The organism is Pseudoalteromonas sp. T1lg24 (genome assembly GCF_002964745.1).
Taxonomy (GTDB): domain Bacteria; phylum Pseudomonadota; class Gammaproteobacteria; order Enterobacterales; family Alteromonadaceae; genus Pseudoalteromonas; species Pseudoalteromonas spongiae.
In genome coordinates, this window is the sequence record NZ_PQCB01000033.1 from 614,827 (window position 1) to 635,046 (window position 20,220).

Sequence of the window (20,220 nt, forward strand, 5' to 3'; positions counted from 1 at the left end):
CCCCAATTACTTCACAGTGACGGTTACTTTCGCAACTGGGTTTAACCAGCGGTGAACTGTGTTATGTAAGTCACTACTACCTCCAGAAGCATTGTCATCGCCAAGGTTTCCGCGGTGAACATGGATCATTTTATTCTCTTCGCTTGTAGTAACGCCTGTGCCATTTTCGCCTGGAGCAACCCCAGGAGACGCCGGAATACCAAGTTCACCCGGTGCGCCAGATCCATTTTTTACTAACTCATTATTGGCTTCAGTGCCCGCATCGTAGGCATTTAAATAAATTGTGTAAGTACCCACTTCGCTTGGAATACTCCAGCTGTTTAGGCCAACAAAGCCATCATTGGTTGGCAGCATCATACCCACTATTGATAATTGGGTATTTCCGTCAGCTGTCATTAAGTTGGTCATGGTACTCATGGCTGGGGCAAGTAAACCACCCGCTGGGTTTGCCATGGTATCTGCGCCAATACCATTTACCATAGCTACAAGCCCATCTAAGCTGCCGCCTTCGGCCATTGCTTGCAGTTCAGGTGAAGCCGCTTCACCTAATTTATACAACATGGCATCGCTAGAGTGTGCCGTAACAAGTAACGGCGTGAAATAAATGCCTTGGGTTAAGTTAGTAATTTTTACATCTATATCTGCGGCACTTGCATTGCCAGCAGCAAGCAGTGCACTAGTAGCAAAAAGTGAAAGGATTTGTGTCTTCATAATTTGTTCTCGGTTGTTTTTGACCCTTTCACTATGAAAAACAAAGTTCTCAATGCCATCACCGAAATCTCACAAAATTATCACGATTTCATAAAAAATTTTAACTTGCGATAAATGAATAAGAATTGTTCAATTGAGCATTGGCAACCTATAAATTAATCTGTAACGCAAAATACGCCTTGGCCAATTTTAGTTATCGCATAAAACATGAAATGGATGTTCAACATAATATGAAGTACTTTTATCTCACAGCAGCACTTTTAGGCAGCATTATTCCTTATGGCGCGTTTCTTCCTTGGCTAATTGAAAATGGCGCAAATATACCTTTATTTGTTGAAGCGGCAACGGCTAACCCTATTGGTTTATTCGCTTGGCTTGATGTGTTAATTGCCGCAATTACTTTAATTGTTTTTATTATTGTCGATGCAAAAACAAATAAAGTTGCGTATTGGTACTTAGCGCTTGTGGGCACATTATGTGTGGGCGTGTCATGTGGTTTACCACTTTATTTATATTTGCGTACTCGTGAGCAAAATAAGCGCTTAACTCACGCAAAGTCATTTTAAGGAATTTACATGGATTATTTACTGGCAGTGACGCTTTTTGCAATTTCATCATCGGTTACACCGGGTCCTAACAATATTATGGTGATGACCTCTGGGGTGAATTTTGGGGTGAAGAAAAGCCTGCCCTTGCTAATAGGGATTTGCCTTGGTTTTAGCTTAATGTTGCTAGTTGTAGGCTTTGGTTTTGCCCAGCTTTTTGCCTTTTATCCCACCTTACATTTCATTATTAAATGCGTGGGCGTTGGCTATTTACTTTATTTAGCCTGGCTTATTGCAAGTAGCAGTTCAGGTGTTGAAAAAAGCCGTCAAGCAACACCTTTTTCGTTTATGAAAGGTGCGCTGTTTCAATGGGTAAATGCCAAAGCATGGATTGTTGCAACAGGTGCCATAGCAGCGTTTACTTCAAGCGGTGACGACTTATTAACTCAGCAATTAATTATCTCACTGACATTTTTTATTGTGTCGTTTCCCTGTGTTGGTGTGTGGTTATTATTCGGCTCTATGCTGCAAAACGCACTCAATAGCCAAAGCCACAGGCGCATATTTAATTTATCTATGGCTGGTTTATTGGTGTTATCGGTATTACCGGTAATGCACGAGATCATTTCCCAGTTACTTAAATAATACGTCGGATGAACCGTCAAAATGCTCACTTATCAAATCCAAAACTAAATCGAAACGAGCAGGTAAGTCTCGCTGGTATTTTTTAACTAAATACCTTGGCTGTGAAATTGGTTTAGGTAATTCAAATTCACAAAGCACGTCTTTAAAAGGTGAATGAGCAATTGCTACTTGCGGTAAAACGGTAAAACCCAACCCTTTTGATACTGGTAACAGGATTTGATTTAGCTGGTTGATATAACCGCTAACTGGCATAAGTTCCATACTGCTAGGGTGTTTATCAAGTTGATTAAACACCATGCTTAGGTAGTGCTTGCCATCTGGGTGGTTAATAAACCCGCGTTGGCATAAATCATCAAACGATGTAATCGTATCTTGCCAAGCTTTTGCCATCACCACAGAAATTTTTTCATGACTTAAGCGTGTTGCTGAAAACCCTTTATCAGCTGAATAGTGGTTAACAATGCCTAAATCAATTGAGCCTTGTTGTATGTGCTCTAAAATACGTTCGTTTGGTGCAATTTCAAGCTCGCACACCAGCTTTGGCAACTTAACTTGTTGTGCAATAAGCTTTTCATACAGAGATAATGCATTTGCGCCAGAGCATGCAATACGACACACCCCACTGTGTTTATCATCAAAGCTAAGTTGCTCAAGTAAATCAACCTGCCCCTTAAACGTCAACAACGCATAGTCATATACCAACTTTCCTTGCTCGGTAATTTCAAATGCTTTGCCATAGCGCTTTATTAAAGCTTGGCCGCAATAACTCTCTAACTTTTGCAAATGCTGGCTTACACCCGGTTGTGTCATTGCTAATAAATCTGCGGTTTTAGTAAAACTTTTTGTCTCAACTAGGGTGATATAGGTTTTTAACCATATGTTATTTAACATCATAATTTTAAATTATAGATTTTCTAAAATTTAATAATTTCAATTAATTTAGTTGATTAACTAGGCTTAGCACAAGTAATTTTTCTTGTTAAAAAAGGAAACACAATGTCACACACATACCCTAGAAGTTTTTCGCACATTGGTATTTCAGTACCTGACCTAGAAGCCGCAGTAAAATTCTACACTGAGGTGTTAGGCTGGTATTTAATTATGAAACCCACTGAAATTATTGAAGACGACTCGCCAATTGGCGAGATGTGTACCGATGTGTTTGGCGCTGGCTGGCAGCGTTTTCGCATTGCCCATTTATCTACTGGTGACCGTATTGGTGTTGAATTATTTGAATTTAAAAACCAAGAAAACCCCGAAGATAACTTTGAATACTGGAAAACAGGTATTTTCCACTTTTGTGTACAAGACCCAGATGTAGAAGGATTAGCTGAAAAAATTGTCGCCGCTGGCGGTAAAAAACGCATGGCAAAACCACGCTATTATTACCCTGGTGAAAAACCTTACCGTATGATTTATATGGAAGACCCATTTGGCAATATCTTAGAAATATACAGCCACAGTTACGAATTACACTATGCAAGTGGTGCCTATAACTAACTGTTACATTCCTGCTAGGCTGATTATTTAACAGTTGGTTAAGTAATCAACCCCTTTAACAGTCGCCGTCAAAGGCTTAAGTGCCAACAAATGTCATTCGTAGTAATGCCTTAATAGGTTTGAGCTAGCGGGCGTCTTGATTGACGCGTTTGTTAGCTTGTGTTGCGCGAATAAAATCAAGATCACTCGTGATAACTCCAACACCCGATGCGACAGCGTCATCGTAGGATTGAGTAATCGATTCATGTCGAGACCAAAGATAAACATCCGAACCATAGCTCTGTAATCTTGATGCGAGGCGTTCAGGATAGCCCCAAAAAAACTTTGTCATTGAGGGAGGTATGAAAAGAATGGTGTTCCTACAGGACTCGGGAACTAGTCCAGCCCAACCAACTAAAAGATAATTTATTCCGCAACTCTTTACACTACCAACGCTTGCTAACCGTAAAGATGAATCCTTGTTTCGAAACCACTCCATACCTTTTGAAGAGGTAATTACAATATGGTTAGATTTTTTTCCAGCTAAATAATCATATAGAGTTTCGAATGAACGTGTGTCGTTATTCTTTAGGTTTAACCAAAACTCATGCTTTGGATACCGTTCGTAAAACGCCTCTAACTTGGAAATCCTAAAACCTTTTCCTCTAAATGGGAAAGTCGCACCATCATCAAACGTATATCCATATCCTGCATCAAGATTTTTCAACTGCTCAAACGATGTTTTATGTACTGGCCCAGACCCATTTGTAGCACAATCTAACGTCCAGTCATGAAAAACAACCAGTTGGTCATCACGCGTTCTGTGAACATTTAGATGAATTACGTTAGCCCCCGCTGCAACGGAAGACGCGACAGCTTCTAGTGTGTTCTCCACTGAATTGACCTTTGATGCGTTTATTGAAAGGGAGGTACAGCCAGTTTTTTTTAATTTTTCATAGTTAACTGCACTTCCACCCCCTCGATAGGCCACAATCTCGCCATGTCGCTGTAGGTCTGGAACGAACACATAAGCATTAAACACTCCTAGAGTAATTATGCAAAACAGACAAATCAAAAACGTCTTAACTATTTTTATAAACATTTATTACCTGAATCCTTGATCGATAGTCGATGGTCGATGAAAGCAAACTCCCGCATGCGGGGCGCGAATTGATGCGTTTGTTAGGGCTTTTTAGCCAAAGCAACATCGTAAAAATTGTCTTTAATAAACTTATACAGCCTTAATTCAGCTCCTAGCTCAACCATGTCCTTAATAGGAACTTCCCACTCTTGGAACCCTTCCATTTTGACGAATAGCTTATGCATCGGCACGGTTTCACCGGTGCGCCCTTTTGATATGTACTGAAAGTGGTGAGACTCGTAACGCATAGATTGGACTTTGTTACTCGGAATTCTGATTTCACTGAAAGCGCCATCACGAATATACAAAGTACCGGCTTTAATCCAGGCTGATGGCTTTGTACCATTTTTAAACCAAAATACAAATGAAGCCAACATAACGACTAGGATAACAATGAGCATAAATGCCCCTAAGCCTTTAGCTTGGGCTGCCATAAACAATACAACTGGAAGAGGCGCTAAGGATGCCATGAAGATCTGAATGTAATTGCGTTCCCTTGGTAATACTGCGTCCATAATTAATATTTACCTATAGCCATAACGGCCCAATCAGGGGCTGATAATAGCTTGCTAAAATGTGAAGCGAAGCGGAACCTAACCAACTGTTTTAGTTCCGTTTAAACGCCTTATTAGCACTTTTCTCCAACGTTTTGTGCATTAATTAAATATGCAAGCTCGTGGTTTTGTTTAAAACTCTTTATCGGGTGATATTTTTTAGCAAGCTCCAAAGAGCCTTTGCCCAGTTCTACAGCACAGGCAGCACCAATAGCAAGTTCAGCACCACCAAAGAAACTAGCGGCTAACCCAGCCGCTAAAGATGCTTGAATATTTTTGGAATCAAGCAAAACACTTAAAACCGATGTTGTTAATTCAAAACCATGTTTTTTACTAACATCTGAATACATATCCAGTCGTCTGCTCAAATCATCGAATATATAACTTGATGGCTTTCCTAGGTAATTTTCGTGTATAAATAGCCTCAAATTTCTTAAAGATTTATGAGCTTCAGTGTCCATACGAAGTTCCATGATTTGATCCCACGAAGCATTAGACGCATCAATTAGATCAATACCTTTCATGCTTACGTTTAAATAGGCTGTTTCAAAATCACAGCTTTCACTATTTTCTTTAAGAAGAATCGTTGGTTTTTGCACACCTAAAGTATTCGCAAAGTTTAAAAAGTGGCTTCTTATAGAAGCTCCTGTAAGCCCAATTTCACTTTTTTCATATAATGCGCGATAGTCGTCCACATTATATCTTGATAGTTTTCCATCAAACTCTTTATGCAATTCACTAACAAATGGTGACCATTTCTCAGTCATAAACTCTAAAATTTTATAATCGGGTACATTATCCCCATAAATTAAGTCAGTTGCGACTCTGATAGGAACTTCTTCTGGCAATGTAACGTAAGGACCTTCGTCATTATGTTTTAAAGCATTGCATTGAACAGGAATTACTCTGTCAAAATACAATGCGGCTTCTTTGATGTTCCCTAAGCAGATAACGTCCAATGACTTTTTATACATAGCAGATACAAACTCCATTGAAGTGCTAGCGCTTCATTAAGCGGACTAAAATTGTTGATTAAAATGTGTAGCGAATCGAAACCTAACCAACTGTTTTAGTTCCGTTTTAATGCCTTGTTATAACCCGATTTCATCCAGCCTACTGCTTTACTTTTTAAAGGATTTAAGTTTACACCAATACCAAAAAAGTTCGGATTTAGATCTATTAACTCAACTGTTTCTGCAACCATTCCACTTCTTGACTCAGTAAATTTATTGATAAAGTCTGTATCACCGTTTTCCACATAAGCACATAGTTCACCAAAAAACTGCTCAAGTGTATTAAAGTGCTTGTCTATCATCTCCACTGGAGAATAGAGAATAATGTCTTTTGCTGTTAAATCATTTGGGTGAGCAGAGGTAAACAACAAACCAAGCCCTTTACCAGTAGAAAGCATATCTCTAATGTCATTGTTTTTATATGCTAGAGCATTAACACATTCAGAAAGGTCTTCAGTTAAATCCATACCTTCATGTAGTGCAATAACAGCACCTTTCTCACCTAACTGTTTTGCCAACGTATCAAAGTTATCCATCAATGCTTTGGTAAACCCTGTTTTCCAACTAATATCACCAACGACATATAAATAGAATTCAATACCCGGTACTTTTGGTATTTTATTTAAAGATGAAACTCGATATCCCATAATGTCTCGTGATTACCTAGGGTTATAACAATTTAATATCGACCCAATGAGTCGTTTTTCTACCGAGCCATGGGTTATTTTTATCATTGTACCAGATCTATCACACTTACTAACTTGTTGCTACAGATATACTTTTAATCATTATAGAAATTATGAAAAGGATGAAAACGACCAAATGGATTGTTTTCCTGACTATAGGAGAAACTCATAGCAACTGAACATAATATCAATGCCTAAAAATAAATTTCTAATGACCGCTAATCACTCAATTGTGGCATTGAAGGTTTTTACTGAGAAAAGCTTCCCCCTTAAATCAAACCTGAGACTATTGCTTAAATGAATAATACGAGACAGTAAGCGTAGCGAGTCGAGCAAGGTATGAGTAAATAGCGTCTTGAAACGAACTAAGTTCGGCTAGCTTTTAACGCGTATAAAAAACGATCGAGAAGAACTAGTTAATGACTTGCTGGCAAATATAAAAAGCGCACCTTAGTGCGCTTAAATTATTACCTTTGAACCGTTTATTTGTTTTGCTCTGCCAAGTAGTTTTTGGCTAGTTTGGCGGTATGAAGTAATAACGATTTATCGCCAGCGCGGCCGTGCCCCGGAAATACATGCTTGATATTCGGATACGCAGTGAGCGTATTTTCAATTGATGTTGGCCACTTTGAAACACGCGCATCTTCAAGGTTGCCTAAATTTTTACTGTTAAGCCCCTTTACAAAACAGCCTGCAAAGAGAATTTGTGGCTTTTCAAGCCATACCACAACATTATCAGCAGTATGCCCGCCACCCGGATAAAATACCTCTATTTTATCTTTGAGCAGTGAAAACTTATCCTCTTCAATAATATGTGTTGCGACAGCCCTTTATGCTTTTCCAATAATTGATTCGTTTTTTTATAGGCATAAGTTGGAATATTTCGCTGGTTTAGTGCGCTCAACCCACCACTTGCATCTTGATGAAAATGCGTCACAACAGCGGCTTTCAGCGTAAAGCCTTGCTCGTTTGTCCAATTAATCAGCTTTTCAGTGTCACTGTTCGACCAAGGCGTATCAATCATGTAAGCCTCTTTATCGTCAACAACAACTAACCCGCGAGCAGCAACATTTCCCCACTGACCAACGTGCTGATAGGAAATATGCTCATAAACCCCATTTTGTATTGGCTTTATCGTTAATTTCGGATCCGCGGCGTTAAGATTAAAGCTAATAATAAAAAGCACATATAGGGTAAATTTACCCAGCGCATTAATTGAACTAAACATGTAAAAACCAGTAACGAGAAATAAAGGTATTACCTTGCAAAAACAAACACCAAAGGTCAACTTATGTTGTTAACAGTTTATGTTTCGGTTGCTTCATTTATAAAGTTTTGCCAAGGACCCGTAATTGCCAATGTGCGCGTAGGCGAATACAAATTAACAAATAACACCTCACCATTTGGCGAAAAACACGCCCCTGCAGGCTCTGTATTAATATTTATTTTGGCAAATGGATAAACCGCCCCACTTGGCGTTACACCGCGTAAATAGTTATCAGGAAATAAACTATATTGGTCTTCACATACCAATAAATGGCTATTTGGCATCACTGTTAAGTTATCGCCAAAGTTATATAGTGATTTATCGCTACTTTCTAAAAACAGCTGTAATAACGCGGGGTGCTCTGCCTCGTTATCCGTGCCTTCAAAAGCTGACGGTTGATATCGCATTATTTGACCAAGCTGCTTTGTACCACCATTGGTGCAGCAAAAATAAAGTTCGTTTTCCCCAAAATGAATGCCTTCACCACGAGCAAAAACCGCTGCACCCGCTTCATAACCGCGTTTGCGCAGATCATCTTCTGGGCTTTCAGGGTTATCAAGGTTTATCCACTCCACCTCAAACCACTTTGCAAGTGGTAAAGTGGTTAACTGCCAATTGCGTGTATCGAACTGTTTGCTGTGTTTAAAAACAAGTGCTTGTAATTGACCACCTAAGTGCAATTTTTCTTTTACTTTAGGAATAAAGCGATAAAACAAACTATCGCCTCTATCCTCTGTGAGGTAGACAATGCCTGTACGCGGATCAACTGCAGCCGCTTCATGATTAAAACGGCCCATAGCGCGAAGTGGCTGTGCCTCAACCAAACCCGTAGCAGTTGCCGGCACCTCAAATACATAACCATGAGATTTATTTATTTCACCATCGGGGGTCGCCACCGACTCTTCACACGTTAGCCAACTTCCCCAAGGCGTTGTGCCACCCGCACAATTTCGAATCGTGCCAACTAAACTGTAAAACTCACGCTCTACTTTCTGCGTACGCAAATTGTAAATGATGTGGGTGGTCCCTCCGGGGAGTGCAACTTTGCCATGTTGCGAGTCATAAGCAAGGTCGCTTACGTGATGTTTAATCTCATTTGATGCATCATCTAAATGCTTTGGGCTTAATTCATGATTGCGCACAAGCACAACCCGATTTTCATCAAGTGCAAAACAGCCCATACCATCGGCGCGATCGGGTACTGTTAAACCATCACTCATTTCATTATTCAAAGAAGATATAACGCGGTAACTAAATCCTTTTGGCAGATCAATTAACCCTTTTGGATCTTCAACTAAATCACCATAACCGCGTACATTGGGGGTGCTAGCACGGTTTGAATTACTCGACGGCGAAATTGCACAGCCAAGTAAACTACTGCTCAACCCCATAAACGCTAATGTCACGGTATTTTTAGTAAATTGTCTGCGTGAAACCATTATAAAAGCCTCCTTTTGTTATAAATTTTAGCCTACCCCATATAGACGACATTTTCATTAAATCGCTGTGTATGTTGCCTTTGGTTTATTTTGTTATATTATAACATTTCACAAATTCATAACAGGGGCGAAAATGTTATCAATTGAAAAGGAAGCCGAACTGAAAAAGCGGTTCAAACTCGCAGGTGTAAAAGCAACACAAAAACGCATGGAAATTTTCCATACCTTAGTGCTGGCTAATCGGGCGCTTTCACCTTACGAATTAGCACATTTTTGTGAGAACGATTTCTCGCTGTCTATTCCTGTAGTGTCAATTTACCGCACGCTCGATTTACTCGTTTCGGTTAACCTTGTTCATAAGCTCGACCTTGTAAACAAATACATTGCCTGTGCCCATTTAGAGTGCCAATCACATCACCCTCACAGCCAATTTTTAATTTGTAATGTGTGTCAAAAAGTCACCGAAATCCATATTCCACACACCATCACAAATGAATTAAGTGAGCATATTGCAAAACACGGATTTCAACTCAAATCACCTCAATACGAATTTCAAGGCATTTGCCAAGCATGTTCGTCTTGACCCTTTAATACTGACACTTTTGCGGAATATAAATGAATTTAACTCTTTTAAAAAATGCCAAAATTGTTAATGAAAACAGCATATTTGAAGCCGACTTACGAATAAATAAAGGCCGTATAGAACGTATCGAAAAACACCTTAATGCACAGCCAAACGAACAAGTCATCGATTTACAAGGTGATTGGTTACTTCCGGGGATGATTGATGATCAAGTTCATTTTCGCGAACCAGGCCTTGAGTGGAAAGCAAATATCGCTAGCGAATCGCGCGCTGCGGTAGCGGGCGGTATTACAAGTTATATGGAAATGCCCAATGTAAATCCTGCAACCACAAATCATGCGGCTTTAAGGCATAAACGCGATATTGCCGCAGCCAATTCACTGGCAAATTACGCATTTTACTTAGGTGCGACTCCTGACAACCTTGATCAAATTAAGGCGTGTGACCCAAAAACAGTATGTGGTGTAAAAGTGTTTATGGGTGCATCAACAGGTGATTTATTAGTAGAGCACCCAGCTGCGCTTGAAGCAATTTTTAAAGAATGCCCAACACTTATCGCCACACATTGTGAGAAGGGCGATATTATTGCCAACAATTTAAAAGGATTAGCAAATAGACCGCTAACGATTCACGATCATCCGATTATTCGCGATGTTGAAGCTTGTTATGCCTCGTCTTCTTACGCTGTGAATTTGGCGAAAAAATATAGTAGCGACTTGCATGTGCTGCATATCACAACAGCCAAAGAGCTGACGCTATTTGAAGCTGGCCCTATTGATAACAAACACATTACCGCAGAAGCCTGTGTTCATCATTTATGGTTTAATCAAGATGATTACACTCGCCTTGGCAATTTAATTAAGTGTAATCCAGCGATTAAATCAGAGTATGATCGCCTCGCCTTGTTAAATGCGTTAAACGATGGCCGAATAGACATTATTGCCACCGATCATGCACCGCATACATGGCAAGAAAAACAAGTACCCTATAGTGACGCACCTGCAGGATTACCACTGGTGCAACATGCTCTGCTGAGTTTATTTGACCAAGTAAAACGCGGCACATTAACTATTGAGCAAGTTGTTGAAAAAACAGCTCATAACCCAGCTAAACGCTTCAAAATAAATGAACGCGGTTTTATCCGCGAAGGCTACTTTGCCGACCTAACCGTGGTAAGTAATAACGCGAGTGAAGCGGTAACACACGACAATACCCATTATCACTGTGCATGGTCACCATTTGCTGGGCATCAATTTTCATACAGCATTCGCTACACCTTTGTAAATGGTCAATGCGTTTACAACCATGGCGACATTATTGACGACACCACCAGCGCAATGCCGCTAATTTTTAACCGCTAAATGTAGCGTCTATTTGTCATGCCTATGGCACGCGATTTTTAGCAAATAAACCGACTTAACAGGGGCAACTTATGAGTAATCACGCCATTTTAGAAAACAACACCGCGCTTTACCGCCGCGCTGCCATTTCTGAACAACCAAATATCCTTGCGGATATTTATCAAGACGACGTAAACATAGCGATTTGGCAAAACGAATTGAGCGAACTCGCAACACAACAAACAAATGATTTGCGCCAAAGTAGCGAACACTTAAATATGGTACTGGCGGCAACACCAGACAACATTATGGCGCAATTATTGGAAAATCACGCCCTTGCGGATAAAACAGCACTTTGTCAGCATATTCAAATATTGCTCGATATGTTTTGTACCTTATTTGAATTGAAACGTGCTGGGCTGCGCCTAACGTTACTTGATAAAGCAATGTGTCCCAAATTCCACGTTGACAAAATCCCGTGTCGATTGGTTTCAACCTTGGGCGGGCCTGCGACTGAATGGCTCGCTTTTGAAGATGTTGATTACACTAAGCTAGGTTTAGCCAGTGTTGGCCTAAGCGATGATGAGTCTGGCGTGTATTTGCATGAAAATGCCATACAACAAATGCAATCTGGTGATGTGGCATTGCTAAAAGGTTCAGGCTGGCAAAATAATCAAGATGCGGCACTTGTTCATCGTTCACCTCACGTTGCAAACAATGAAAAACGTCTGGTAATCACACTCGATTTTATCGATTAGCGCTGCCCTGCCAAAACGGCAGATTTAACGCGCCCAGCTCAGCTAAAAATTAGCGTTTAGCGTTAATCATTATGACAAGGTATTAATACCGTTTCACATTTCATCAAGAGAATTTTATGGAAGCAATTATAGTTATTGTTGGTTTTTTAGGAGCCGGCAAAACAACCTTACTTAAAAAGCTAGTCGATAATGCACTTGCGCAATTTTGGCAGCCGTTTATTGTGCTTAACGACTATGAAACTGCCGAGTTAGATATCGCTCAGCTTAGCGATAAACTAGACAAACAGTGGTTAAAAGCCTTAAGTGGCAGCTGCATTTGCTGCAGCGGTATTTCAGAGCTGCGCGACAGCGTTAATCGCATTCCTAAGCGCACTAACGGCATTACCTTTATTGAAGCAAACGGCACAACCGACGCATGCTCATTAATGGGATTTTTAGGCGTTGGTATTAACGAGCGCTTTTTACCGCCGATTCAAATTTCAGTGGTTGATGTAAACAATTGGCAAAAGCGCGATGAGTATAACGAGCTCGAAGCAAATCAAATCCAAGTCTCGTCTATTTTAGTGCTCACCCATGAAGATAAAGTAGATGAAAATCGTGTAAACCAAGTTAAAACCGAGCTCAAAAAGATCAATTCAAGCGCTCACATTATTAGCTTTGCTGATTTAGATATTGCGCAGCTGCCTGAAGTTGCTCCATCGAACAACACAACAACAAAACTAGCGCATCATAAAGCGCATTGGGCATCGAGTTCGGCCGATTTACCACATTTACCCGATTACCTATGCGTAAAAGACATTTGCGATGCTTTGCCTAGCACCATTTTACGCATAAAGGGCTGTACCACTGTCGCCGATGAGCCTCATTATGTGTATTTTGAGCGCTGCCCAGACGGAGAAGTATATGTAAGACCTTATCGCGGAAAACCTGACACCGGAACAAAATTACTTACCATTGGCCCAGGAAGCGATAAAGCATTGTTGGAGCTAGTAATTAAAAACGCTTTAATCGCAGCAAAAAAACGGGAAAAACCGGCGGTGTGTAACGTTTAACGCAAAGCCAATTTACGGTAATTGAAAATAGCGCGTAAAGCGCTATTTTTATTGCTAATCAAAAAACAACACAACGCTAACTATTTGCCGCAACTGCACTCAAGATACTAACTACCGCAAATAACATCCACGACAAGTGTTTGGCTTTCGAGCCCACTAATGCAACGATAAAATGAATAGCAAACGTCACTGCAATAATATAAAGCAGCGCAACTTTACTAGGGTTTGGCTCTGCAAGTGTCAACAAAATCGCGGCAAAACCAACCCAAGTTACCGAGGTTAAATGCCAAGCAAAACGCAATGTGCGTTTGGTAAAATCATCGTTACCAAAAAGCTTAGGTAAATTATCTCGCTTAAACAACCTTATCAGAATGTAACGCTCACCAAGGTAAGAGTGTGCAAACGATACCAGTAACAGTAAACAAGCAGAAATGTAGAGTAGAAACGTCATATCCTTATGTACCACTTTATAGATTAAGTTTACTGATCAACTGAGTCAGTCGTTCGCTGCTGATTAGATATCTGTTTAATGGCGTTATTTAGCTCAGCCAAAAACAACTCAAAATCAGTAAAATGCTTCACATATTCTTTTGAAAAGCCAATATGTGCAGATTGGGAAGAAATGGTTTCCATAACAATAAAATCGGCATTATTCGGCATATCATTTTGCGCTAACGCATCTTTTAACACCAACAAGGTTGATGTTTTATCATTTATATAACAATCAATTCGCCGTTTCAGTAATTTTTCAACATTATGCTCAGTGCTCTTATTGCTTTCTAGCAAAATTGTGCCCTGTTTAACTGCTTTAGAATATTTATCATTGAGCAGTATATAACCCGCATTAATGCCTAAACTAAGCGGCTTTGAGTTTTTATTTTGAGAAAAATAATCAACTAATCGCACATTTTTATGGCACAACACTACGACTTCTTCTAATCCAATTTTTTCCGAATAATGAGAAATAAAGGGGCGTGTTTCAGGGTGTTTATAAGGGGGCAAAATGGCAAGTTCTTTACCTTGTTCCACAAGCATTAATGCACGCTTCCATGGCAGTGGCAAAAAACGAATATGATAATTAGGTGCAAGTTCACGGCTCACTTGGCGTATAAAGTCGATATAGATGCCTTTGACTTTGCCATTTTCAATGTAGCTGTAAGGCGGGTAATCATCATCAACTAAAATGCGTACTTCTTGACTATCTACTGCAAATAAATGGGCACTGCAAAAAAGCAGAAAACTCAATGCAACTAATGGGCGCAAACGTAAATAGTACTTAATTATCATGTGGTTTTAATGCGCCCACTGCTGAGAGTAATCATAGCGAAAGCCTACCGAAATTGACTGAGTATCGTTCAAGGCATCAAAGTCTTTCGTTAAATATTCTAAATGAAAGCGTAGATTATCGCTTGGCAGCCACTCAAATGTTAAGTTGGCTCCTTGATGGCTTTTAGTTTCAAGTTTTGAATTTCCATCGTCGAAATCAAAGAAGCCCAATTTAGCGCGATATAAAGGATGAAAACGATAAGCAAGTGATACATCGAGCGTAGCGCCGCTTCTTGAGTTAACACGCTGATAATCAACATCTTGATATGCAATTGCTGCATAAAGATTGTCGCTAATATCAAGCGCTGCCATGCCCGCTACCACTTCAGTTTTACCAATTTTAAGTTGTTGCTGGTTATAATCATTCTGTCTTGAATAAGTTAACGCTAAATGCAATCCATCTCGGCTATAACCTAAACCGGTATTAATAAAGTCGGCAAAATCATCGCCACTGTCACCGTCAAACTGTCCACCTACCATAAACTTAAAATCACTGATTTGATTTTCATAAGTGACAAGGTTATTAACAAAAAATGGGCTTTCAACATCGTAAGCAAAGGGGCTACTGCGATGGTTAAAAATATCCACATATTCCGCAATTAAGGTGTATTGCACCGGTCTTTGTTTACCAAGACCAAACTGGCCGATTGGCGAATCTAGCGCTACATATACTTGTCTGGCCTTGCCAAAATCACCATTGTTACCAAGGTCAATACTCCACTCACCGTGAGCAATTGCCTGCCAACCGGGTTTAAATTGATAGGTAGATTTAAATCCAGCATGAGACAACGCATCCTGAATATCCCAAAAGTCATCGTTTTGGTCTTCAATATAACCGTAAGTTGGCCGCAACGTCGCATACAGCTTAATACTGCCATCTTCGCGCTTCTTCGGCTGTAAAACCTCTGGGCTTTCTGGCATATCGTTTTTTTTCGTTGCGCCTTGTTGGCTGGCTTTCGCCTCTAAATCTGTCAAACGTTTTTGCAGCTCAAGTAACTGCTGTTTTATAAGCTCAATTTCATTTGTTTGGCTGTTATTGGCATGTGCAACATGAGCAAAAAGTAACGGTGCACAAAGCAGTAAGTTAAAGCGTTTCATCGGTGTATCCTCACTATGGCTAACTGACTAAACTACTGTCCATTGATTAAACAGGCGATTGTCCGTTACACCTTAAAGCGGTCTAATATTTGCTTTTGCTCTTGAATACTATTGGCCTGCAATTCAATTGATTCGCTAGTTTGGTGTGCATAATTAGAAACATTGACGGAAATATCTCGGATCCTAACGGTGTTTTCATTAATTTCTTCCGACACCGAACTTTGCTCTTCGGCCGCTGATGCTATTTGCGTATTCATGTCATTAATTAAATTAATTGCAGCGCAAATTCTATCGAGTGCTTGCTGTGTGCTTTTTGCTTGTTCAACGGTTTCTTGTGCAGCGCCTTGGCTTACTTTCATCGCTTCTACAACCGTTTTTACGCCCGATTGCAATTGATCAATCATGGCGCGAATTTCAGTTGTGGAATCTTGTGTACGAGAGGCGAGTGTGCGAACTTCATCTGCCACAACGGCAAAACCCCGCCCCTGTTCACCTGCCCTTGCAGCTTCAATTGCGGCATTAAGCGCAAGCAAGTTAGTTTGTTCAGCAATCTCGTTGATCACCTGCAAAATGGTTTCAATGTTATGGGTCGCATTTTCTAAAATTTCGACATTACCAACCGCATGCTCAATGCGCGTCGATAATGTATCAATCAATGAGGTTGTTTGTTCTACGATTTGCACGCCTGTTTGGGTGGCGTTATCAGCTTCTTTCGTGGCTTCGGCCGCACTTTGCGCATTATTGGCAACCTCGGAAGCGGTTACCGTCATTTGATTCATCGCGGTGGCAAGCAAATCAATTTCTTGCAACTGCGTCGATACCGCAGCATTCGAATCGTGTACGCCTTGTTGTGATACTCTCATACTGCTTAGAACATCATCGCCAGTCGACTTTAACAGCTTAATTTGCTCTCTAAGGTTTTCTTTAAACAGGTTAAATCCGGTGGCCAATTCAGCAAATTCTTGATCAGTATCGGTAGATAGCCGTCTTGTTAAGTCCCCTTCGCCAGTTGCGATATTCTCTATCGCACTGTTTAGTGCATTAAGCGGCGTCAATAATTTTTTCATTATAAACTGCAGCACTAACACGCTTACAATTAAGGCAATAATACTAAAAATGACAACTTGGTTACGCATATCAGTAACCGCTTTGTAGGCAATTTTTTCGTTGAGTAGCACGCCTATGTACCAATCTTGATCAGGAATTTTGGCAAACCTTAGGTTAAACTCTTCGCCATCAACGATTGGGTGTTCAATGTTATTAACCTGAATACGAGAATTTGGTAAAAACTCACTCATATTTTTGCCATTTTTACTGGCATCAGGGTGGGCGATTACCACACCACTTTCAGACACAATAAAAATGTAACCTGCATCAAATAATTGCACGCGATTAACCAAATCCGATAAACCAGACAGACTCAAATCAAAAAAGATCGCGCCAATAAATTCGTTCGCTTTAATCAGCGGAGTGGCAACGGAAATCAGTATTTCACCTGTAGCCGAATCCGCATAAGGTTCGGTAATAATCAGTTGCCTTTCATTTTTTGCTTTTACATACCAAGGTCTTACTCTTGGGTCCCAACCAGCTCCTGGCTCCCAATCAGGGTCACTTTTAAAGTTTGAACCATCAGATTCATAGCCGCCGCCAATCAGTAAAAACTCTTGTTTAATTTCAGGAATACGAATGACATCGGTAATGTGCTGATGAGAGGGGTCTAGTTGTGCAAGCGATGTAGCATAACTGGCAATTGCTTTTTTACCACCAAGCTCTGACGAAACAGTATTTTTAACACCGTGCACAATGTCTTCAATGCTCTCTTCGATGGTTGTTTGAAGTTTTGATTTAACAGTGAAAAATTGAATGGTGCCAAGAAAGGCAATGGTGATAATCAGTAACAGTGAAGATGCAATTGCAACCTTATGAACAAATTTCATAACATTCTCAACCTAATGTTTGCTACATAACTAAAAAGCGTCTAAGCAAGTGGGTTGCTTAGCCTCTTTTTATGAGATGTCTTTAACATTAGTTGATAAATTTACATTTTTCCTGCGCATTAATGGATAATGGTATGCCTTAATAACCTGCCTAAAAACCCGTTAGGCATTGATGGTTAGTCTTATTTAATGACTAAATTATGTGATTCAGACCACTGTCTCAGCGACTCTAAAATATCAAGCGCAGAGCGGCCAAATTCTGTTAATTCGTAAGTTACAGCTACTGGTCGCTCATTAATGACTTTACGCAGTACCATGCCCTCTTGTTCAAGTTCTTTTAAGCGTTGATCAACCATTTTTTTAGTTGCGCCACCTAACATTCTTACTAAATCGTTAAAACGCACAGGCTCGTCTTTTAAATGATAGATAATTGAGCCTTTCCATTTACCACCAATTAAACGCATACCTTTTTCAATTGCGCACGGTTCATCACACACGTTAAAAACTTTTTTCCTGCCCTTAGCATCTGTTTTTACATAACTTTCCATTAAAAATATGCCTCTAAATACTAGGTTACTAAAAGTATACTAATTGAATTAGCATACTAGGTTACTAAAATATACCTCATATACATTTTTGATGAAACCTAACATTAGGAAGCAACATATGAGCAATATTTTAATTATTAATGGTCACCAGTATTACCCTTTCTCAGAAGGTAAGTTAAACACAACCTTAGTAGACGAAGCCGTTTCATTATTGACGCAAAAAGGTCACGAAACACGCGTAATAACAATGCAAGACGAAATCAATGTTGAGCAAGAGCTTGAAAACCATCAATGGGCAGACGTTATTATCTTTCAGTCGCCAATTAATTGGATGGGCGTGACTTGGTCATTCAAAAAATACATGGATGAGGTATACACAGCCGGTATGGGTGGCGCACTGTGTAATGGTGACGGCAGAACCGCGGATGAACCTAAAAAACATTATGGACGCGGCGGCACACTAACAGGCACTAAATACATGATGTCAGTTACATTTAATGCGCCGGAAGAAGCCTTTAATGATCCAAGTGAATTTTTTAACGGGAAATCGGTAGATGATCTACTCTTTCCTATGCACATGAATTTTAAATTTTTTGATATGCGCGCATTACCAACATTTGCCTGTTTTGATGTTATGAAAAACGCAAATGTAGAAAACGATTTAGAACGTTTTAAAGCCCACCTGAATGATCACTTTTAACGGAGTAAATAATGCCTTTTGAATACACACAAAAATTGCACGCTGGTTCGGTATTTCCGAAATTTGATGCAACGCAGTTATCTGGTGAGACTATTAAGATTGGCTTACCAACTGAGAGTCATGATTGGCAATTAGTTTTGATTTATCGCGGTCGTCATTGCCCGCTTTGCACTAAATACCTCAATCAATTAGCAACCTTTAAACAACGATTATCTGAAATTGGGGTGGATATAGTGGCCATTTCAGGTGACAGTAAAGATCAATTAACCTCCCATTTGGAGCAGCTAGCGGTGAACTTTCCAATTGCTTATGGCTTAACAATAGAGCAAATGAAAACACTGGGTCTTTATATTTCTGATCCTCGCTCTGAACAAGAAACCGATCACCCTTTTGCTGAGCCCGGATTATTTGTTGTAAATGCAAAAGGCGATATTCAAGTTGTCGATATATCAAACAACCCATTTGTTCGCCCCGAGCTTGAAGCGCTCGTTAATGGTTTAGCATGGATCCGTAACCCTGAAAATAACTATCCAATTCGGGGGATGCACCTTTAATTGAAGTAGCTTCAAAGCGAATTATCCGTTGCAGTTTAAAGTAATAAACTGCAACGTGTTAACGCTGCATTTTAGCGCTTCACAAATGCCACTGCGGTATCTTTTGCACACTCAACACTACTGTAACTAATGTAACGTCTTGTCATTATCAAAACATTTAAACTAATTACTTATACTTCAAATAATTAAACTATCAGACAAGCTAGTCTTAAAGTAAGCATTAACACGCAACAACTGTTCACTTATCAAACAAAAATTGAGTAAAATTTTCCCAACATTGTCATTAAATTATCATTGACTTTGACTTGCATGCCAGTTAACTTGAGTTAGTAGCTAATAAGTTGAGTTACAGTATTATTTCTTCATTTCGTCGAATATGATGTACGTCGTCCTGTTGTGATTAACACTTTACTTTATTTTGACGCTATTCACGCTCATTGTGAGCAATTGTTACACCCCTATTTATATACTGGATTTATATCATGTCAGAAAAAGTAAACGGCACTGTAAAGTGGTTTAATGAATCAAAAGGTTTTGGCTTTATCGAGCAAGCATCAGGCCCAGACGTATTTGTACACTTCAGTGCTATTACTGGTGACGGCTTCCGTACCTTAACTGAAGGTCAGAAAGTTGAGTTCACTGTAACGACAGGTCAAAAAGGACCTCAAGCTGAAAACCTAGTGGTTTTATAAGCAAAAATTCCGGAGGCAAGTAATCTATTTGCCTCAGCTCCCCTCCAATAAATTCGTATTAAATTCCAACTGATATCTGTCACTAATTCAGTTACAATTACATTTTTCACCCCTAATCACCGAAAATGAAAGTTAATTCATCAAGCAGCTAT

Annotated in this window: 22 protein-coding genes and 1 pseudogene; 10 read left to right on the plus strand and 13 right to left on the minus strand. The window is 39.8% G+C overall.

The features are described 5' to 3' along the window. Positions 1 to 6 precede the first annotated feature (6 nt). On the minus strand, positions 7 to 711 hold the full coding sequence (locus tag C2M30_RS14865; protein WP_105172220.1) for a spondin domain-containing protein: 705 nt from the start codon (positions 709 to 711) through the stop codon (positions 7 to 9). Positions 712 to 941: 230 nt separating this feature from the next. Here C2M30_RS14865 and C2M30_RS14870 point away from each other — a divergent pair, with 230 nt between their 5' ends. After that, complete coding sequence (locus tag C2M30_RS14870; protein WP_105172973.1) at positions 942 to 1,277, plus strand: DUF2834 domain-containing protein; 336 nt, start codon at positions 942 to 944, stop codon at positions 1,275 to 1,277. A 9-nt stretch (positions 1,278 to 1,286) separates the two neighbouring features. Then, complete coding sequence (locus tag C2M30_RS14875; RefSeq protein WP_105172221.1) at positions 1,287 to 1,901, plus strand: LysE family translocator; 615 nt, start codon at positions 1,287 to 1,289, stop codon at positions 1,899 to 1,901. Here the strand turns inward: C2M30_RS14875 and C2M30_RS14880 are convergent. Next, positions 1,890 to 2,795 carry a LysR family transcriptional regulator gene (locus C2M30_RS14880; RefSeq protein ID WP_105172222.1) on the minus strand — a complete coding sequence of 302 codons (906 nt, stop codon included), beginning with the start codon at positions 2,793 to 2,795 and terminating at the stop codon, positions 1,890 to 1,892. The two genes, C2M30_RS14875 and C2M30_RS14880, sit on opposite strands and share 12 nt — an antisense overlap. 102 nt (positions 2,796 to 2,897) lie before the next feature. Here C2M30_RS14880 and C2M30_RS14885 point away from each other — a divergent pair, with 102 nt between their 5' ends. Further along, positions 2,898 to 3,401 (plus strand): lactoylglutathione lyase family protein, encoded by a 504-nt coding sequence (locus tag C2M30_RS14885; RefSeq protein ID WP_010558335.1) that lies wholly within the window; start codon positions 2,898 to 2,900, stop codon positions 3,399 to 3,401. Between the two features lie 124 nt (positions 3,402 to 3,525). Here the strand turns inward: C2M30_RS14885 and C2M30_RS14890 are convergent, their stop codons facing one another. The 6 genes and pseudogenes from C2M30_RS14890 to C2M30_RS14915 form a co-directional block, all read right to left on the minus strand. Next, complete coding sequence (locus C2M30_RS14890) at positions 3,526 to 4,482, minus strand: glycerophosphodiester phosphodiesterase family protein (protein WP_105172223.1); 957 nt, start codon at positions 4,480 to 4,482, stop codon at positions 3,526 to 3,528. 80 nt (positions 4,483 to 4,562) lie between these two features. Then, positions 4,563 to 5,036, minus strand: a complete 474-nt coding sequence (locus C2M30_RS14895) for a hypothetical protein (RefSeq protein WP_105172224.1) — start codon at positions 5,034 to 5,036, stop codon at positions 4,563 to 4,565. 113 nt (positions 5,037 to 5,149) lie between these two features. Further along, positions 5,150 to 6,067, minus strand: a complete 918-nt coding sequence (locus C2M30_RS14900; protein WP_105172225.1) for a hypothetical protein — start codon at positions 6,065 to 6,067, stop codon at positions 5,150 to 5,152. Positions 6,068 to 6,144: 77 nt separating this feature from the next. Then, positions 6,145 to 6,735, minus strand: coding sequence for a hypothetical protein (locus C2M30_RS14905; RefSeq protein WP_105172226.1), 591 nt, complete (start codon positions 6,733 to 6,735; stop codon positions 6,145 to 6,147). A gap of 521 nt (positions 6,736 to 7,256) precedes the next feature. Continuing rightward, positions 7,257 to 8,002, minus strand: a pseudogene (gene bla, locus C2M30_RS22165) (subclass B1 metallo-beta-lactamase). A 77-nt stretch (positions 8,003 to 8,079) separates the two neighbouring features. Next, positions 8,080 to 9,480 (minus strand): alkaline phosphatase PhoX, encoded by a 1,401-nt coding sequence (locus C2M30_RS14915; protein ID WP_105172227.1) that lies wholly within the window; start codon positions 9,478 to 9,480, stop codon positions 8,080 to 8,082. 133 nt (positions 9,481 to 9,613) lie between these two features. Here C2M30_RS14915 and C2M30_RS14920 point away from each other — a divergent pair, with 133 nt between their 5' ends. The 4 genes from C2M30_RS14920 to C2M30_RS14935 all read left to right on the plus strand — a co-directional run bounded on the left by C2M30_RS14920 (position 9,614) and on the right by C2M30_RS14935 (position 13,213). Further along, positions 9,614 to 10,063 carry a Fur family transcriptional regulator gene (locus tag C2M30_RS14920; RefSeq protein WP_010558343.1) on the plus strand — a complete coding sequence of 150 codons (450 nt, stop codon included), beginning with the start codon at positions 9,614 to 9,616 and terminating at the stop codon, positions 10,061 to 10,063. A 32-nt stretch (positions 10,064 to 10,095) separates the two neighbouring features. Further along, positions 10,096 to 11,424, plus strand: coding sequence for a dihydroorotase (locus C2M30_RS14925; RefSeq protein ID WP_105172228.1), 1,329 nt, complete (start codon positions 10,096 to 10,098; stop codon positions 11,422 to 11,424). 71 nt (positions 11,425 to 11,495) lie between these two features. Further along, complete coding sequence (locus C2M30_RS14930) at positions 11,496 to 12,161, plus strand: DUF1826 domain-containing protein (RefSeq protein WP_105172229.1); 666 nt, start codon at positions 11,496 to 11,498, stop codon at positions 12,159 to 12,161. A 116-nt stretch (positions 12,162 to 12,277) separates the two neighbouring features. Further along, on the plus strand, positions 12,278 to 13,213 hold the full coding sequence (locus C2M30_RS14935; RefSeq protein WP_105172230.1) for a GTP-binding protein: 936 nt from the start codon (positions 12,278 to 12,280) through the stop codon (positions 13,211 to 13,213). Positions 13,214 to 13,289: 76 nt separating this feature from the next. Here C2M30_RS14935 and C2M30_RS14940 read toward each other — a convergent pair whose 3' ends face one another. From C2M30_RS14940 to C2M30_RS14960, 5 genes are all read right to left on the minus strand, one after another. Continuing rightward, positions 13,290 to 13,664: a hypothetical protein gene (locus C2M30_RS14940; RefSeq protein WP_105172231.1), complete on the minus strand. Its 375-nt coding sequence runs from the start codon at positions 13,662 to 13,664 to the stop codon at positions 13,290 to 13,292. Between the two features lie 29 nt (positions 13,665 to 13,693). Further along, complete coding sequence (locus C2M30_RS14945; protein WP_105172232.1) at positions 13,694 to 14,500, minus strand: substrate-binding periplasmic protein; 807 nt, start codon at positions 14,498 to 14,500, stop codon at positions 13,694 to 13,696. Positions 14,501 to 14,506: 6 nt separating this feature from the next. Next, positions 14,507 to 15,637, minus strand: coding sequence for a porin (locus C2M30_RS14950; protein WP_105172233.1), 1,131 nt, complete (start codon positions 15,635 to 15,637; stop codon positions 14,507 to 14,509). A gap of 65 nt (positions 15,638 to 15,702) precedes the next feature. Beyond that, the gene (locus C2M30_RS14955) at positions 15,703 to 17,574 is read right to left on the minus strand and encodes a methyl-accepting chemotaxis protein (RefSeq protein WP_100914651.1); all 1,872 of its coding nucleotides are present in this window, start codon (positions 17,572 to 17,574) and stop codon (positions 15,703 to 15,705) included. A 182-nt stretch (positions 17,575 to 17,756) separates the two neighbouring features. Then, entirely contained in the window at positions 17,757 to 18,122 is a 366-nt protein-coding gene (locus C2M30_RS14960) for a winged helix-turn-helix transcriptional regulator (RefSeq protein ID WP_010558351.1), read from the minus strand. Positions 18,123 to 18,240: 118 nt separating this feature from the next. On the opposite strand from C2M30_RS14960, the gene C2M30_RS14965 reads away from it, so the two are divergent. The 3 genes from C2M30_RS14965 to C2M30_RS14975 all read left to right on the plus strand — a co-directional run bounded on the left by C2M30_RS14965 (position 18,241) and on the right by C2M30_RS14975 (position 20,068). Beyond that, positions 18,241 to 18,822, plus strand: a complete 582-nt coding sequence (locus tag C2M30_RS14965) for an NAD(P)H-dependent oxidoreductase (protein WP_105172234.1) — start codon at positions 18,241 to 18,243, stop codon at positions 18,820 to 18,822. A gap of 11 nt (positions 18,823 to 18,833) precedes the next feature. After that, positions 18,834 to 19,376 carry a redoxin domain-containing protein gene (locus C2M30_RS14970; RefSeq protein WP_105172235.1) on the plus strand — a complete coding sequence of 181 codons (543 nt, stop codon included), beginning with the start codon at positions 18,834 to 18,836 and terminating at the stop codon, positions 19,374 to 19,376. Positions 19,377 to 19,858: 482 nt separating this feature from the next. Further along, on the plus strand, positions 19,859 to 20,068 hold the full coding sequence (locus C2M30_RS14975) for a cold-shock protein (RefSeq protein ID WP_010558354.1): 210 nt from the start codon (positions 19,859 to 19,861) through the stop codon (positions 20,066 to 20,068). Positions 20,069 to 20,220 lie beyond the last annotated feature (152 nt).